General features: G+C 67.5%; 11 protein-coding genes and 1 pseudogene. 5 read left to right on the top strand and 7 right to left on the bottom strand.

Going from position 1 to position 16,430, the window contains the following annotated elements:
• Positions 1–17 precede the first annotated feature (17 nt).
• The 6 genes from J2D77_RS13425 to J2D77_RS13400 form a co-directional block, all read right to left on the bottom strand.
• Positions 18–719 carry an LPS assembly lipoprotein LptE gene (locus J2D77_RS13425; protein ID WP_207846822.1) on the bottom strand — a complete coding sequence of 234 codons (702 nt, stop codon included), beginning with the start codon at positions 717–719 and terminating at the stop codon, positions 18–20.
• Entirely contained in the window at positions 719–3,352 is a 2,634-nt protein-coding gene (leuS, locus tag J2D77_RS13420; protein WP_207846821.1) for a leucine--tRNA ligase, read from the bottom strand. Before leuS ends, J2D77_RS13425 begins: the two co-directional genes overlap by 1 nt.
• Before the next feature lie 137 nt (positions 3,353–3,489).
• Positions 3,490–4,059, bottom strand: coding sequence for a DUF3576 domain-containing protein (locus tag J2D77_RS13415; protein WP_207846820.1), 570 nt, complete (start codon positions 4,057–4,059; stop codon positions 3,490–3,492).
• Between the two features lie 102 nt (positions 4,060–4,161).
• Positions 4,162–6,888, bottom strand: coding sequence for a BTAD domain-containing putative transcriptional regulator (locus J2D77_RS13410; RefSeq protein ID WP_207846819.1), 2,727 nt, complete (start codon positions 6,886–6,888; stop codon positions 4,162–4,164).
• Positions 6,889–7,158: 270 nt separating this feature from the next.
• Positions 7,159–8,412 (bottom strand): transglycosylase SLT domain-containing protein, encoded by a 1,254-nt coding sequence (locus J2D77_RS13405; protein WP_331000092.1) that lies wholly within the window; start codon positions 8,410–8,412, stop codon positions 7,159–7,161.
• A 260-nt stretch (positions 8,413–8,672) separates the two neighbouring features.
• Complete coding sequence (locus J2D77_RS13400) at positions 8,673–9,146, bottom strand: DciA family protein (RefSeq protein WP_230975804.1); 474 nt, start codon at positions 9,144–9,146, stop codon at positions 8,673–8,675.
• A 10-nt stretch (positions 9,147–9,156) separates the two neighbouring features.
• On the opposite strand from J2D77_RS13400, the pseudogene J2D77_RS13395 reads away from it, so the two are divergent.
• Together J2D77_RS13395 and hemH are read left to right on the top strand one after the other, a co-directional pair.
• A pseudogene (locus J2D77_RS13395) lies at positions 9,157–10,248 on the top strand (A/G-specific adenine glycosylase); the annotation flags it as partial.
• A 385-nt stretch (positions 10,249–10,633) separates the two neighbouring features.
• Entirely contained in the window at positions 10,634–11,686 is a 1,053-nt protein-coding gene (gene hemH, locus J2D77_RS13390) for a ferrochelatase (RefSeq protein ID WP_207846817.1), read from the top strand.
• 151 nt (positions 11,687–11,837) lie between these two features.
• Here the strand turns inward: hemH and nth are convergent, their stop codons facing one another.
• Entirely contained in the window at positions 11,838–12,503 is a 666-nt protein-coding gene (gene nth, locus J2D77_RS13385) for an endonuclease III (protein ID WP_230975818.1), read from the bottom strand.
• Between the two features lie 562 nt (positions 12,504–13,065).
• On the opposite strand from nth, the gene J2D77_RS17465 reads away from it, so the two are divergent.
• The 3 genes from J2D77_RS17465 to J2D77_RS13375 all read left to right on the top strand — a co-directional run bounded on the left by J2D77_RS17465 (position 13,066) and on the right by J2D77_RS13375 (position 16,426).
• On the top strand, positions 13,066–13,197 hold the full coding sequence (locus tag J2D77_RS17465) for a hypothetical protein (protein ID WP_269142560.1): 132 nt from the start codon (positions 13,066–13,068) through the stop codon (positions 13,195–13,197).
• 111 nt (positions 13,198–13,308) lie between these two features.
• Entirely contained in the window at positions 13,309–15,111 is a 1,803-nt protein-coding gene (locus J2D77_RS13380) for an ABC transporter ATP-binding protein (protein WP_207846816.1), read from the top strand.
• Between the two features lie 166 nt (positions 15,112–15,277).
• Positions 15,278–16,426: an MFS transporter gene (locus tag J2D77_RS13375; protein WP_331000093.1), complete on the top strand. Its 1,149-nt coding sequence runs from the start codon at positions 15,278–15,280 to the stop codon at positions 16,424–16,426.
• Positions 16,427–16,430: the final 4 nt, after the last annotated feature.

The following is a 16,430-nucleotide window of genomic DNA, read 5'->3' as shown; positions in this document are numbered from 1 at the left end:
GCTCATAGGCGGCGGCCCTAAAGCTGCCCGGCATCTGGGGTGGAACGCCCGGTGGCCATGTCTGGAATGGCGTCTTCGCCTTCCTGCTCCATCGGGCCCTGCTTTTCGGATTGCGTGATGGCGCTGCCGCCCGCGGGGTACATGGCCCTTGGGCCACGGTCACGCGTCTCGGGTGGGGTGGCCCTGGTGCGGAACCATATGGCCACCTGCTGCGCCACCTGATGGGCCAGCGTATGGGCCAGCCGCCCGTTTGCCGTCTCGGTGTTCAGGGTCTGGGCAAAATACTGTTCGTATGTGGCGGTATACCCGTCCAGGGCACTTGTATCGCCCTGGGCCAGCAGCTTGGGGGTCATGGCCACGGTGTAAAGCTGCCAATGGGCGTGGCCCGTAATGCGGATACGCCCCGATGTGTTGTCGGCATGGATATCCACCGCTTCCCCCCCGAAGGAGGGGCGGACCACCAGCGTGTATTTATGCGGATCTTCGGCCGCCCCCTGCTCCAGCTCGGCCTGCAGGGCCAGGCGAAGCTGCTGGCCCGTGCGGTCACCGATATTGGCGACATAGACCTGCGCCATTTCGGCCGCGATATCCGCCTGCCCGTCCTGTGTGCCGTACAGGGGCTTGAAGCCGCAGCCCGCCAGCGGCACCAGCAGGGCCCCCGCCAGCATTGCGGACAGCACGGCCCGTACGGCGCGGGGGACAAGGCAGGGGGTGCGCATCAGCCAGCCGTGACGAAGTTGACGATACGGTTGGGCACATGCACGCGCTTGACAATGCGCTTGCCCTCCAGCAGCCGCGCCACATTGGGCTCGGCTTCCGCGCGGGCCAGCACGGCAGCGGGGTCTTCATCCGGTTCGGCCTGCACCGTGCCGCGCAGCTTGCCCATGATCTGTACGGCTATGGTCAGGCTGGTGGCGGCCAGCAGGTCGGGTTCGGCCTGGGGCCAGTCCTGGCTGGCGGCAAGCCCGGCCTTGGGGTCGAGTTCGGCGAACATTTCCTCGGCCAGATGGGGCATCATGGGCGCACTCAGCAGGCACAGCGTGCGTGCGGCCTCACGCAGGGCAAAGTCCAGGCCCGCGGGTGTGTCCTTGTCCTTGGCGATGGTTTTTTCCGCCTCCGCCAGGGCCGAGGTCAGTTCGTGAATACGGGCCACCGCCACGTTGATGGCAAAGCTTTCCAGCGCTTCGGTCACGGCAGCAATGGTGCGGTGCGTGGCCCGGCGCAGCGCATCGGCCTGGGCGGAAATTTCTTCCGGGCAGGCGGTATTCGCGGGCACCCTGGCCGCAATGGCGCTGACGGTGCGGAACAGGCGCTGGGCAAAGCGCGCGGCCCCGGCCACACCGGCTTCGGTCCATTCCATGTCGCGTTCGGGCGGGCTGTCTGACAACACGAACCAGCGTGCGGTATCCGCGCCAAAGCGTTCGATAATGGCCACCGGGGCCACCGTGTTGCGCTTGGACTTGGACATTTTTTCCACCCGGCCCACGGTTACGGGCTCGGTGGTGCCGGTCTTGACCACACCATTGGCGGTGCGTTCCACCTCTTCGGGGTAAAGCCAGTTGCCCGCACTGTCCTTGTAGCTTTCGTGGCTGACCATGCCCTGGGTGAACAGCCCCGCAAAGGGTTCGTCCACATCCAGGTTGTCCGTGCGGTGCATGGCGCGGGTGAAGAAGCGCGCATAGAGCAGGTGCAGGATGGCGTGTTCGATCCCGCCGATATACTGGTCCACCGGCAGCCAGCCATCGGCTGCGGCGCGCACGGTGGGCGTGGGCGCGTGGGGGGCGGTAAAGCGGGCGAAATACCACGAACTGTCAACGAAGGTGTCGCACGTGTCGGTCTCGCGCAGGGCGGGCTTGCCGCAGCACGGGCAGGTGGTGTGCTTCCAGGTGGGGTGGTGGTCCAGCGGGTTGCCGGGCCTGTCGAAGGTGACATCCTCGGGCAGTTCCACCGGCAGTTGCGCATCGGGCACGGCCACCGGGCCGCAGGTTTCGCAGTGGATCACGGGAATGGGGCAGCCCCAGTAGCGCTGGCGCGAAATGCCCCAGTCGCGCAGGCGCCAGTTGGTCACACCCTCGCCCACGCCCTGCTCTTCCAGCCGGGTAATGGCGGCACTGCGTGCGTCGGACGTGCTCAGCCCGTCCAGGAAGCCGGAATTGATCATGACCCCGTCGCCCGCATAGGCCTGGGTGGTGATGGTGTAATCGGCCTGGTCCTTGCCCGGGGGCAGGACGACGGGCAGCACGGGCAGGTTGTATTTATGCGCGAAATCCAGGTCGCGCTGGTCCCCCGCCGGGCAGCCGAACAGCGCGCCGGTGCCGTAATCCATCAGCACGAAATTGGCGATCCAGACCGGAAAGCTCTTGTCCATGAACGGGTGGTTGACGCGCAGCCCGGTGTCGAAACCACGTTTTTCCGCCGTTTCCACCGCCTCGACCGAGGTGCCGAGCCTGCGGCATTCCGCCACGAATTCGGCCGCCTCGGCGTTCTGCGCCGCAGCCCATGCGGCCAGCGGGTGATCGGGGGCAATGGCCAGGAACGACATGCCGAACAATGTGTCGGGGCGGGTGGTGAACACTTCCACCGCGTTCAGGTTCGTATCCAGCCCCGCCGGCGGCTGATGGAGCGAAAAGCGGATACGAGCACCTTCAGACCGGCCGATCCAGCGTTCCTGCATGGTGCGCACGCGTTCGGGCCAGCGGTCCAGCTTGCCCAGCCCGTCCAGCAGGCTTTGCGCGAAATCGGTGATCTTGAGGAACCATTGCGAAAGCTGTTTTTTCTCGATCGGTGCGCCCGAGCGCCAGCCCTTGCCGTCCACCACCTGTTCGTTGGCCAGCACCGTCTGGTCCACCGGGTCCCAGTTCACCCAGCTTTCGCGCCGTTCCACCAGGCCCGCAGCCAGGAAGTCCAGGAACAGCTTTTGCTGCTTGCCGTAGTAATCGGGCAGGCAGGTCGCGATCTCGCGGTCCCAGTTCAGCGAAAAGCCAAGGCGCTGCAAGGTCGCGCGCATGGCGGCAATGTTGTTCAGCGTCCATTCGCGCGGGTGCACGCCGCGTTCACGCGCCGCGTTTTCGGCGGGCAGGCCAAAGGCGTCCCACCCCATGGGGTGCAGCACCGCATAGCCGCGCGCGCGCTTGTAGCGGGCAATGACATCGCCCAGCGCGTAGTTGCGCACATGGCCCATGTGCAACTGCCCCGACGGGTAGGGAAACATCTCCAGCACGTAATATTTGGGCCGGTCGGCCGGAGGCACGTCGGGAACGGTGAAAATGCCCGCGCTGTCCCAGGCGGCCTGCCATTTGGGTTCGACGGTATGAAAATCGTAGGACAGGGAAGTGCTGGTCGATTGAGACATGAAGAACTACGCAGCCAGTGTTGAAAGGACGGAAAACGGCCATGCAGCGCCACAGGGTGCCAGGGCCGGGAGCGAGGGCCGACGGGCGCGGGGCCTCCGGGCGGCCCGCAGCCGGCCCGGGGCCCCGTGCCGGGTTATCAGTCGCGGTTGCCGTTATCGGCGCGGAGCTTGCGCGCGCGGGAGAGAATACGCGTTGCGATATCGGAGGCGGTGTTGGGCGCGGGCTGGGTATCGACCCACGAATCGCCCTGGCGAACCTGGCGGAACACGCTCAGCCGCAGCGCATCCGAGCGCAGGCGGCGGTCCAGGATGAAGGCGGTGATCTTGAAGCGTTCGCCCTGCGCTGCCGGCGGGGTGTACCAGTCGGTCAGGATAATGCCGCCTTCCGCATCGGTCGAGGCGATGGGCATGAAGGACAGCGTATCCAGTGCGGCGCGCCACAGATAGGCGTTCACCCCACCCTTGAGCGAGGCCTCCCCGCCCGATGCGCCGCGATCTTCGCTCAGCAATTCGCTGTTGGGGGGGGTCAGGCTGCTGCTGGTGTTGTTGCTCCCCAGCCCGAACAGCGAACACCCGCCCAGCAGGCACAGCCCGCTCAGGGCCAGGGTGGGGGCCAGTGTGGGAGCAAGAAGGGAAGCCCGCAGGGATGGGGGCGAGAAGAATGCGCGACCGGCGGCAGGGCGGAAGTGCTTGAGACGGCGAAGCATGATGTTGATACGGCTCCTTGGCGCTGGGGTATCCGTCCTTCCCGGTCCGCCGCTTGAGCCGTGCTCGGGCCTGGCTGGCGGCTCAGGTGTTCCTGCCAGCCTTCATATCCTCTCAGGTCTGTCCCGCCAAGCGTCTGCATGGTGTTCGCGGCCCGCTTTGGGGCGTGCGGGGGGCCCGTGGCCGTGTTCGGGGCCTATCGCGGCCAGTAATTGATGGCGGAGCGAGCGGGGCACGTAGCTGTAATGCTGCTCTATCGCACGGGGGCACAGATCGGGGTGGCGTGCGCGGATCTTGCCCTGGTAATCCCGTACAAGGTCTTGATAACCAAGACTATTCGCCGCAGCCATCGCAGGCACCAGAACCGCCATGCGCCCGGGGTTGACCGCCAGCATTCCCTGGGCGTGGCGCAGCGTGTCCGCGTGCCGCCCGGCCAGGAAACAGGAGAGAATAAAATTCTGCGAAGGCAGCAGGCCGCCGGGCAGCGGCGTTGTCAGGCTGAAGAATTCCCCATACAGCCGCGCGGCCGTTATCGCATCCCCCGCGCATAGCGCACTGAGCGCGTCGAGCATGACAAGCATGCCCCAGCGGGAATCGATACGGCTGGCGTCGTGCATCAGGGCCAGAAGGGCTTGGGCCTCACCCAGTTGGCCGGCATGGAACAGGCCTGCGGCCAGCAGGTAGCGGCAGGGCAGGCTGGTGGGGGTTACGGCCAGCGCGCGCCGCAGCACATGCACCAGGCTTTGCGCGGTCTGGGCCGCGGGTCGGCGCCAGTCGTCATGCAGGCGGGCCAGCAGGTAGCGTGCATGCACGAAATACAGGAACGGGTCTTCGGGGCTGCTGGCCTGCGCCGTGCGGATCAGCTTTTCGATGGTGCCATGGGGGTGCCTGGCCCGGCGGTCAGGCAGGTGGCCGGGGCGGGAATCTGGCGCGTGATCGGGCAGGTGCCTTGGCAGGTGCTCAGGTAGATGCTCCGGCAGGCGTTCTGGCGCACCGTTCGGCGCACCCTGTGGCGTACCCTCTGGCATGGCGTCGGCCCGCAGGGTCAGGATAAAGGCGCGCAGGCCTTTTTCCATGGGGCTGAGCGCGCTGTCGGGCTTGCCCGCCACATGCCGTGCGGCGGCCAGGATAAGGGTTGAGACCAGTGTGCTGGCCAGCCGGTGGCTGAGATCGGACACGTCCTGCGCGCGAATGGTGGCCCGCTGCCCCCAGATGACGGTATCGTTGCGGCGCGCGTCGAAGGCCTGAAGCGTGCAGCGGATTTCATGCCGGTCGCCGCCTGTCAGGGTAATGCCGATCAGAAAATCGGCCTGGCGCTGGCATGGCGGTGCCGGGGCCGGTACCCCCGCAAGCCGTTCGGGCAGGATGCTCAGGTCGAAGACATCGTGCACGGCCAGGTTCAGTGTCAGCTCATCCCGGAACTGCTCGGCCAGAGGCAGGCCGCTGGCGGGGGAAGGGTCAGCCGGGATGCCAGCCCGAACATGAGCCAGGACACCGGTCCCCCTTCCGCCAGAAGCACCGGCTGACATATTCGCATACGTATCCGCCAGGGCACTGGCCGCCACACCGGCTGCCTGGTCCACATCGCCCGGCTGGTCCGCCGCCCCCTGCGGGCCTTCCGCGCGGCCTGCCCCTGCCACGGGGTGCACGCCATCGGCGGCCGCGAATGTGTTGTCGGAACGGCGCGCGTGGTCGGTCCCCTGCATACCGCCCGGCCTGTTCCGATAGGGGTCGCTATCCGGGGCCGGGCTGCACGGGCCTGTCGCGCCGCTGGCCCGGGTATCGTCCTTGGGGGTGCCGCAGGGGTGCGGGCCGCAACACCCGGCCGTGCTCCGTAGGGTATCGGCACCCATGGCCGTACCGCGTGCGGGAGCGGGGGAAGCCGGGGGGAAAACGCCAGTGGCCTGTCTGGCGGCCTGTCCGGCTGCACGTCCGGCGGTGGGCGCGAGGGATGTGGTGACCGGGCAGGACAGGAACACCACCGCCCGCAGGCGTGAAGGCTGGGGCCCGCGCATGGTGTGGGGCGCGCAGGCGTTGCGGTCATGGGCTGCGCGCAGTTCCGCGATCAGGCGCATGGTCTCCTGCCCCGGCAGGCCGCCCAGCGCGGTGCGAAACATCTCCAGACAGGCCTTGGCACTTGAAAGGGCGTTCCCTTCCTCCCCATTGCGGATTTCGGCCTTGATCCGTGCCTGCCAGGCGGCTTCGTGCAGGGGGCTCAGCAGCAGGATCCGCCGTGCCGCCTCCTTTACGGTGGCGGGGTCGGGGGCGTGTGCCAGCAGGGCTTCAAGCTGGTGGCGCACATGGCCATCCAGGCGCGCGCGTTCGCCGTCCAGCCAGGTTCTGAAGGCCCCATCCAGCGTGCCCAGGTCTTCAAGCAGGGGGGGTGGGGCATCGGGCAGGGACAGGACGGTTGCCGGCGTGCTGGCCAGCACGCGTTCGGCGTCCACTGTCACGCTCGCGCGGCGCAGCGCCACGGTATGGCGCTGCACGTCCAGCACCCTGGGGCCAAGGGGTGCCAGTGCGCCCAGCAGGCGGTGGATTTCCTGCCGGAGCGAGGCCCGCGCCTGTTCGGGGCCACGGCGGCACCACAGCAGTTCGGCCAGCCGCGTGCGCGCGACGGCCCTGCGGTCCGACAGGGCCAGAATGGCCAGCAGGGCCCGTGTCTTGGCCCCCGTGGGCAGAAGGGACACCCCGGCGGCGGAGGTCACCGCCATATGCCCAAGCAGGGTGATATGCAGAACACCGGTCTGCCCGGTATTGGCCTGCCCGATGCCGGTCTGGCTGGTGCTGGCCTGCCCGGACGGGGGTGGGGAATGGCTGGCAATGTGCATGCGCGTGAGTACCCGTGCAATGCCCGTTATTTTAACCACAAGGAAAAATTAACGGAAAATTCACAAAGTCTTGGAAGCGATGGCGCGCAGCCTTGCGGCCCCGCATTCCAGGTCTCTAGCGCAGAAAGATTAAAACGCTGTTTTCAAATCGCTCGAATGATCATCGGGCGACCGTTGCCCGCCCGGGCGGCCCCGCCGTATCGCGATAACATGCAAAACCAGCGGCAAAGACCCGCCAGCCGCGCCCGACCGATTGTTCGACAAGGGCCGTTATTGCGAAACGGTCACGCAGGACAGGCCCTGCTGGCGCAGGCTCGCGCATATGGCCTGGGTCCGTCCGGCGGGCAGGCCCGCGATGCGGGTGCGCCAGATGGGTTGCGCCCCGTGCTGGACCGGTTCGACCCGATCGGTCGCGCGGTTCAGGGCCTGTGTGGTGCTGTGGGCCAGGCGCAGGGCGTCCCGCGCGCGGGACTGGGTGGAGAACGCGCCGATCTGGATCACCGCATTGCCGGTTTGCGCATTCTGCTGCCAGACCAGAGCCGGTCCACGCCCGCGCAGGGTGGAACTGGCGGTGGTGCCTGCCATGATGGGTGGGCTGGCCACGGCGGGCGTTGCGCCCGTGCTGCCATTGCCCGCCATGCCCGGCGCGCGCAGGGCCTGGCTGGTCGTATCCGGCTCGCCCGGGCCCAGGACCGTGGTATCGGCGGGGCCGCCGGGGGTGGATTCGGGGGCGGGCATGTCCGCGCTGGCAACGGCGACGGGGGCCGCGTTGGGGGCCTGCATGTCCGATGCCGCGGCCTGCGCGTCCGCCTGGGCGTTTTCGTTCTCCGCCGGGGCGGGGGTGCTGTCGGCCACCACGCGCACGGGCGTGGACAGCGGCGTGATTTCGGGCCCCGGTTCGGTCACGGCGGGCACGGGGTCGTTCAGATGCGGGGCGACAGCGGCCAGGTAGCTGCGCGCATAGCCGGGCAGGGAGCCCGAACCGGCACGGTAATTGGCCATGCATTGCGGGCCGCAGCTATAGGCGGCCAGAAAATCGGGGGAGCCGAACCGGTCGTACAGTTCGCGGATATACCCGCTGCCCGCCATGATATTGTCATGCGGGTCATACGGGTCCGAACCCAGCCCGTAGCGCTGCGCCAGTTCGTGGTAGGTATCGGGCTTGACCTGCATCAGCCCCACGGCCCCATGGACCGAACGGGTCAACTGGCCGTGGATATACTGGTGCCCCCCCGATTCCTGCCACATCACGGCGCGTATCCACCCCTGCGGGATGGAGAACCGTTGCGATGCCTCGCGAATATACGGCCCCCACGGGTTCAGGGCGGAACCGGGCGGGCGGTAGCTGCGGCTGGGCCCGGCACAGGCGGCCAGCACCGCCAGCGCGCCCAGCGCCAGCCCGGCCCGCACGCGCTGCCAGCCCATACCGGGCGCTGCGGCGCGGGCGCATGTGCCAGACAGCAGGGCCGTAAGGAACCGGGCCAGGGATGGCGGTGCCAGGAATCCCCCGGATCTGGCCGTCACGGGCCGGGCCACGGGGGGCTGTCCCGCATCGGGCCGTGGCGTGGGGGGCCATGCCGCACGGAGCGCAGCATGGGGCCGCGCTGCACGCGATAGCGCGGTACGCAGAAGGGGAAAGGAAAAGCCACGCCACATGCCGCCATGGTGCCTGCCTGTGCGGCCCTGCGCAATGGGGCATGAGGGTCGTTGGGCACTTGCAGGCCTGACGGCACGGCTTCGCCCCCCGAACCCCGGCGCGGCGGAGGTGAAAAGCGCTTGCCGCCCTAGTCCTGCGCAATGCCCGTGCCCAATGCTTCCAGTGCTGCGCGCAGCGGGCCTTCGGGCAGGTCGGGCAGGGTGCAGGGCTGGGCGGGCTTGCGCTTTTGCCGCGCGGAGGAGGGCCGCCTGCCCGCCTGCGGGTCATGCACGAAGCGCAGGCGTGTCACCAGCCGGTCGCCGCACCATGTGTTGATCCGGGCGATCAGCATATCCGCTTGGTGTTGCAGTTCCAGCGCGACATGGCTGGCGCAGCCTATGGTCAGCGTTCCCGCACTCAGGCGTTGGGGGGTGGTCAGCCGCGCATGCGCCGGGCCTATGGCGTCGGCCCAGCAGGCCAGGAGCCGTGCGCCCGTGGGGGAGCGGCGGCGGAAGGCCGGGGCTGTTACGGCGGGCAGCAGGGCCGCCAGGCTGCGTGCCGTCATGGCCCGGCGCGGCGGTTCTTGCGCCTGCTGCTTGCTTGCGCGGGGTTCCTTCGCCATAACTGCCTCCGTGACTATACCGCCCGCCCATGCCCTGTTGCACTGGTATGACAGACATTCCCGCACCTTGCCATGGCGGCTGCCGGATCGGCAAACGGGGGATGGCGCAGGCACGCACGCCCCCGATCCCTACCGCGTCTGGCTGAGCGAGATCATGCTCCAGCAGACCACGGTCAAGGCGGTCATTCCCTATTACGAAAAATTCCTCGCCCTGTTCCCGACCGTGCAGGCCCTGGCCGCCGCCGATCGCGAGCAGGTTCTGGCGGCGTGGGCGGGGCTTGGCTATTATTCGCGCGCGCGCAACCTGCATGCCTGTGCGCAGGCGGTCGCGGCCCGTGGGGGGTTCCCCACAACGGTTGCGGGGTTGCAGGCCCTGCCCGGTATCGGTGCGTATACCGCAGCGGCCGTTGCGGCCATTGCCTTTGGCGTGCCGGTCGTGCCCGTGGATGGCAATGTCGAACGCGTGACCGCGCGGCTGTTCAACATGGCCGACCCCCTGCCCGCCGCCCGCAGGACGCTGGCCACACTGGCCGCCGGCCTGAACGCGGACCCGCAGGCCCGGGCCCGCCCATCCGCCTTTGCGCAGGCCCTGTTCGACCTGGGGGCGTCGCTGTGTTCGCCGCGCCAGCCAGCCTGCGGCCTGTGCCCCTGGCATGCGAACTGTGCGGCCCATGCGGCGGGCACAGCGGCCAGCCTGCCGCGCAAGGCCCCCAAGGTGGCGCGCCCCGTGCGGTATGGGGTGCATTTTCTGGCCATGGATGCGGCGGGGCAGGTGCTGCTGCGCCGCAGGCCCGAAACCGGGCTGCTGGCCGCCATGACGGAACTGCCCGGAACGGACTGGCGGCCCCAGCCCTGGCCGGAGGCTGAGGCCCTGTCCCACGCCCCGGTTCAGGCGGCCCGTAACACCCCGTGGCAGGTGGCGGGCAATGTGCGGCACGTATTCACGCATTTCACGCTCGAACTTGTGGTGTACGCAGCCCGGCTAGAGCGTTTTTCCAACCACGATGTGCGCGACGGTTTCCTGCTGCCGCTGGAGCAGGCGCGCGGGGCGTCCCTGCCATCGGTCATGCGCAAATGCCTTGACCTGGGGGCGCGGGTTCTGGCTTGCGGGACCGATAGTGCCGAACAAGCCCCCGCACCCTGCGCCCCTGTGCAGCATGGTTTTGCGGGCACGGGGTCTTTACTGGCCCCGTCTGCCAAGGCAGGTGTGCCCCGGCGTGGGCGGGCAGGTTCGGCAAGGACGCAGGTGCCCCCCTCCAAGGCCGGGGACGCGGAGCCCCCAGCAGGTGCGGCACCGCCAGAGCCCGTTCCAGCGCCTGTCTCCACGCCCGGCCCATCGCGGCGTGGCGCGGCCCGCACGGCGGCTTCGCGGACGGGTGGGGGGCGCCACGCCATCCGCCGGGGTGCCGCGCGGGCGGGGCGGCGGGGAAGCCCTGCTTGACGGCGGGCGGTCTTGCGCGCCAGGAACGGTAACGTACGGGGGTTTCATGGTCTTTCATCACATTCCGGCCGAAGGGTCGGACGGGCAGTATCCTTCGGGCAAGCCGGGGGTTATCGTGGTCAATCTCGGCACGCCGGACGATACGGGCTATGGCGCGGTGCGCCGCTACCTGTCTGAATTCCTGTCAGACCGGCGGGTGATAGAAGGCCCGCCCGTGCTGTGGCAGCCCATCCTGCAAGGCGTGGTGCTGAGCACGCGGCCCCGGGCCAGCGGCCGCGCCTATGCCCGCATATGGGATACGCAGCGCAATGAAAGCCCCTTGCGCGGGGTCACGCGCCGCCAGGCCGAAAAACTGGCCGAACGCCTGGCCGTATCGGGCGTGCCGGTGGTGTGGGGCATGCGCTATGGCCGCCCGTCATTGGCCGAGGCGCTGCATGACCTGCTGCGCCAGGGCTGCGATCGTATCCTGACCATGCCGTTGTACCCGCAATACAGTGCGACCACGACCGCCACGGCCAACGACCAGATTTTTCGCGCGTTGATGAAACTGCGCAACCAGCCCGCCCTGCGCACCCTGCCCCCCTTCGCGGACGATCCGGATTTTATCGCAGCCCTTGCCCGGAGCGTGCGTGACGCGCAGGCCCAGGTTCAGGCCCAGGCCCCGTCGCAGGCCCAGCCCTTCCAGATGGTGGTGGCGTCCTTCCACGGCCTGCCCAAGGATTATGTGGCCAAGGGCGATTCCTACGCGGCGGACTGCCTGAAAACGGTCACGGCCCTGCGCGCGGCCTTGGGCATGGATGAAACCACCCTGCCCATGACGTTCCAGTCCCGTTTCGGCCCGGCCAAATGGCTTGAACCCTATACGGCCCCGTTCATCAAAGCCCTGCCGGCGCGGGGGGTTACGCGGATTGCCGTGGTCATGCCCGGTTTCATGGCCGACTGCCTGGAAACGCTGGATGAAATCGGCAATGAGGTGCGTGAGGAATTTCTGGCCGCCGGGGGGGAATCCTTCACTCTTATCCCCTGCCTGAACGACAGCCCCGCCAGTATCGACCTGCTGGAAAAACTTGCCCGCCGTGAACTGGCAGGCTGGCTGTAGGACGCTTTGTGCCGACGTACAAGGGTGTGTGCGGCTGGGGCAGGGAGCCCCACGAAAGAGCCTGAAAATTCATAAAAGTTTCCGGGTGTCGCCTTTTTTCAAAAAGGTGACGTTTCCTCAAGCTTTTTGAAAAAAGCTTCACCAAAAACTTTTATCGGATCGTCCTGGCGGGCTTTGCGCGTGGGGCGGGGGTCTTGGCGGGGAACAGGCAGGGCCCGCTTGCCGCGCACCGCCAGCATTCGGGCTTGCGCGCCTTGCACACATAGCGCCCGTGCAGGATCATCCAGTGGTGGGAGTCGCGCTTCATGTCCGGCGGAATGCGGCGTTCCAGCGCTGCTTCCACCGCCGCTACCGTTTTCCCGCGCCCCAGGCCCGAACGGTTGGCCAGGCGGAACACATGCGTATCGACCGGCACGGTCGGCTGGTCGAAGGCGACGTTCAGCACCACATTGGCGGTCTTGCGCCCTACCCCGGCCAGTTTTTCCAGCGCGTCCCGCGTGGAAGGCACCTGCCCGCCATGCTCGGCCACAAGCTGGCGCGACAGTTCGACCACGTTCTTCGCCTTGGCGCGCCACAGGCCGATGGTGCGGATCAACTCGCCCACTTTTTCATCCCCCAGCGCGACCATGGCCTGGGGCGTGGGGGCGGCGGCGAAAAGGGCGGGTGTCACCCGGTTGACCGAGGCATCCGTCGCCTGAGCGGACAGCACCACCGCCACCAGCAGGCTGAACGTGCTGGTATAATGCAGCTCCGTTTTCGCATCCGGCCAGGTGCGCGCCAGATCGAGCAGGAAAGCACGGATTTCCTCCGGCGTCATGTCGCGCGGGGCGATCAGGGCCGATACGGGTTCGGGCGGTGTTTTTGCCCCGGCGGCACGGGCCGCGCCGGGTCGTTTCGCGGCTTTCGCGCCCTTTTTCGCGGGGGCTTTGGCAACCGCCTTGGGCGTGGCCCGGGGTGCGGTTCTGGTTGCTGCCGTGGGAGCAGTGACAGCGGGCGCGCCCTCGTTCTCGGGCTTGCGGGCGGCAGCCTTCGTTTTTTGCACGGTCCTGCTTTCGCTCGCCTTGCGGTTGCCCACCTTGTGATTGCCAGTCTTGCGATCGCCAGTCTTGCCCCCGGTGGTCTTGCCGTCCGTGGCCTGCGTGGGGTGCGGGGTCTGGGGTGCGGGGTCGCGCGTTGCTGTCATTGTCCTGTCACCCGGGAGTTATCGCCCGGGCCTTGCCTGGCGGGCTGGTGTGGCGCTGGCAAACCGTTGCGCGGCGCAGCCTAGGCTGGCCCCGGCGGGCTTGGCAAGGGTCTTCTCGCCCTCCCGTCGGGCGTTCCCAGTCGGGCGTCCCCCATAGGACGTCCCTTGCCGGTCGCGTCCTTAGGGGTGCGGGGTGATGCGGCATTTTTCACCCATGGCCCGCGTAACGCTGGTGCTGCGTGGCGCGATGCGTGGTGCGGCAGGCATGCGGCGTATAGGTGGGCGCGGTCTGGCGGATATCTGTCCGGGCCGTTTTTCCACCGCCTGAGTGCGCCGCCGCCGGGCCATGTGTGGTTGCGTGGCCGGGGCGCATCACGATACAGGACGGGTGCCGTGTGGCCCGGTGCCGCAGGGTTTGTGTTTTTTTGACGGGTTGCGCATGTCTGCTTCAGGTTCCGGTACGGCTCAGAATACCAGTGATACGCGCCAGGCGTCGCTTTTTGTCGATGTGCTGCGGTTCGTGGCGCGGCACTGGCTGGCGTTTCCCGCATCCCTTTGTGTGACGCTGGCGGGAACGCTGGTCGCCACCGTGGCCGATGTCATGATGCCGGTGATCGCGGGCCGCCTGGTGGGGGATGTGGCAGGCCCCGCCGGGCAGGCAGGCCCCGTGCGCGATGCGGGGTGGATGCTGGGGGCCATGGCGGCATGCGGCTTTGGCAGCGTGCTGGCCAAGCGCTACGCCTATCTGGGCATTACGGCCCTTACCACGCGGGTGATGCAGAAAATCGGCACCGAGGCCTTTGCCCATGTGCAGCGTCTTTCCACAGACTGGCACGCCAGCACCTTCGCGGGGTCGACCGTGCGCAGGCTGACACGCGGCATGTGGGCGGTGGACATGCTGGACGACACGCTGCTGCTCATGCTGCTGCCCGAAGCCTGCCTGCTGCTGCTGACAACACTGGTGCTGGGGTGGCACTGGCCCGCCATGGGCGTGTTGCTGGGCGTGCTTTCGGCGCTGTTCATCCTGCTGTCCTGCCTGCTGACGCTGCGTTACGTCGCCCCTTCCGCCCAGGCCGCCAACGAGGGGGACAGCCGCATGGGGGCCGCCCTGGCCGATGCCGTGACATGCAATGCCGTGGTCAAGGCCTTTGGTGCGGAAGAGCGCGAGGAACGCCTGCTGGAAGGCATCATGACGCGCTGGCGCACGGCCACGGCCCTGATGTGGGTGCGCGGCACGGACAGCGCCAATATCCAGGGGGCCGCCGTCATGGTCATGCGCCTGGCTCTGGCGGGTGGGGCCGTGTGGCTGTGGTGGCGTGGGCAGGCGGGCGCGGGCGACGTTGCCTATGTGCTGACCATGACCTTTCTGGTCCAAGGCTATCTGCGCGAAATCGGGCAGCAGGTTTCGGTCGTGCAGCGCTCGGTCAATGAAATGGAGGAACTGCTGCTTCTGTGGCGCACCCCCGTTGCGGTCAGCGATCCGGCACACCCCGTGCCGTTTCGCATTACCAAAGGGGAAATCCGTTTCAGCCACGTGACCTTTCGCTACCCCGGCCAGACGCGCGATATTTTTTCCGACCTGTCGGTAACAATAGCACCCGGTTCGCGCGTGGGGCTGGTGGGGCCGTCGGGTTCGGGCAAGTCCACCTTTACCAAGCTGCTCCAGCGCCTGTACGCCCCCCAGCAGGGCACGGTGGAGGTGGACGGCACGGATCTGGCCACGGTCGCGCAATCGGCCCTGCGTGCGCAGATTGCCCTGGTGCCGCAGGACCCCATGCTGTTCCACCGCAGCCTGGCCGAAAACATTGCCTATGGGCGGCCGGGTGCCACACCCGAACAGATCGCCCATGCCGCGAAACAGGCCAATGCGGCAGGCTTTATCGAACGCCTGCCAGATGGCTACGCCACATTGGTGGGCGAACGCGGCATAAAGCTTTCAGGCGGGGAACGCCAGCGCGTGGCCATTGCCCGCGCCTTCCTGGCCGACGCCCCCATTCTGGTGCTGGATGAGGCCACGGCCAGCCTTGATTCGGAATCAGAAGCCCAGGTGCAGGAGGCCATGCAGCGCCTCATGCAGGGGCGTACCGTGCTGGTGGTCGCCCACAGGCTGGCGACCGTGGTGGGGCTGGACCGTATTCTAGTGTTCGAACACGGCCGCATTGTCGAAGATGGCACGCACCAGGCCCTGCTGGCGCGCACGGGCGGGCTGTACCAGCGCCTGTACACGCTGCAAAGCCTGTAGCCGGCCCCAGCCTGTTGCCCCGGTGGCACCTTCGGGCCGGCGGGCCTTGCCGTTGTATCGCGCGCAAAAATATCGCAAAAATTCGTTCCGGTTCGTGACGATTTTTGTTGATCCGTTTTGCCCCGGCGTGCCACCTCACGGAACCATTCAGGAGGGTTTGCGTACGGTGGCACATCATGCTCGCTGGAATCAGGTCGCGGCGTTGTTCGCGGCCGTGGTGGCCGTGGGGTCCAATGCATTCATTCTCACCCCCATCCTGCGTGAGGTCAGCGCGTCACTGGGGACCGTGCCCTACCATGTCGCCTGGGCGATCTCGGCTTTCGGCGCGGCCACGGCGGTGTCTTCCCTGGTGTTGTCCTCGGAACTGGACCGGTGGGGCCCCGCACGGGTTCTGTCCCTTTCGGCCCTGCTTCTGGGTGTGGCGGAATTTACCAGCAGCCTGAGCACGCACTGGGTGCATCTGTGCCTGGCCCAGGCCATTGCGGGGGTGGCGGTCGGCGTGCTGCTGCCCGGCACCTACGCCACGACGGCCGCGGTCTCCCCCCGCGGGAAGGAGGCCCGGTTCATCGGCCTGGTGCTGACCGGCTGGTCGCTCTCGCTCGTGTTCGGGGTGCCGTTCGCGGCCTATGTGACCGAACATATCGGCTGGCGTTCGGTCTACAGGATAACCGGCACATTATCCCTGATCGTGGCCTGCGCGCTGTGGCTGTCTTTGCGCGGGATCAGTATGTCCCGCCCGGCGGAGCGGGTTTCCCTGCGCGGGGCTTTGCGCATTCCCGGCGTTGCCTTCATGCTGCTGATCGTTTTCGGCTACATGACCGCCTTTTACGGAACATTCGCCTATTTTGGCGAAGGGCTGCGCGTGCTCCTGCATCTGTCGGCGCAGGGGGCGGGGTCTTTCGTGTTCGCCTACGGGCTGGGCTTTGGCATTGCCGGGCTCATGCTCAGCCATTTCGCGCCCCATGCTTCCAAAACGTATATCGTCTGCTCGCTTGTGCTGATCAGCGCGTGCTATTTCGCGTGGCTGCCTGCGTCTTCCACGCGAATGTGGGCGTTCGCCAACAGTGCGGTCTGGGGGTTTCTGAACCAGTTGGGCCTGAACGCCCTGATCGTGACGCTGAACCGGTATGCGGCGGAAGCGCGCGGCGTTGTCATGGGTATTTATTCTGCCGTGACCTATGTAGCGGTTTTTGCGGGCCCGCTCTGCATGGGCTCGCTTTATGCGGCGTACGGGTTCTTTGGCGTTGCCGCCATGGCGGGGGTGATCGTCATGGCCAGTGCGGCGTCCTTCCTGGCCGTGCGGGTCCATCGCTAGGACG

This window comes from Acetobacter garciniae (assembly GCF_017377735.1).
GTDB lineage: Bacteria > Pseudomonadota > Alphaproteobacteria > Acetobacterales > Acetobacteraceae > Acetobacter > Acetobacter garciniae.
The sequence above is the reverse complement of the archived record's forward strand: the minus strand, read 5'-3'. Positions and strand labels throughout refer to the sequence as shown.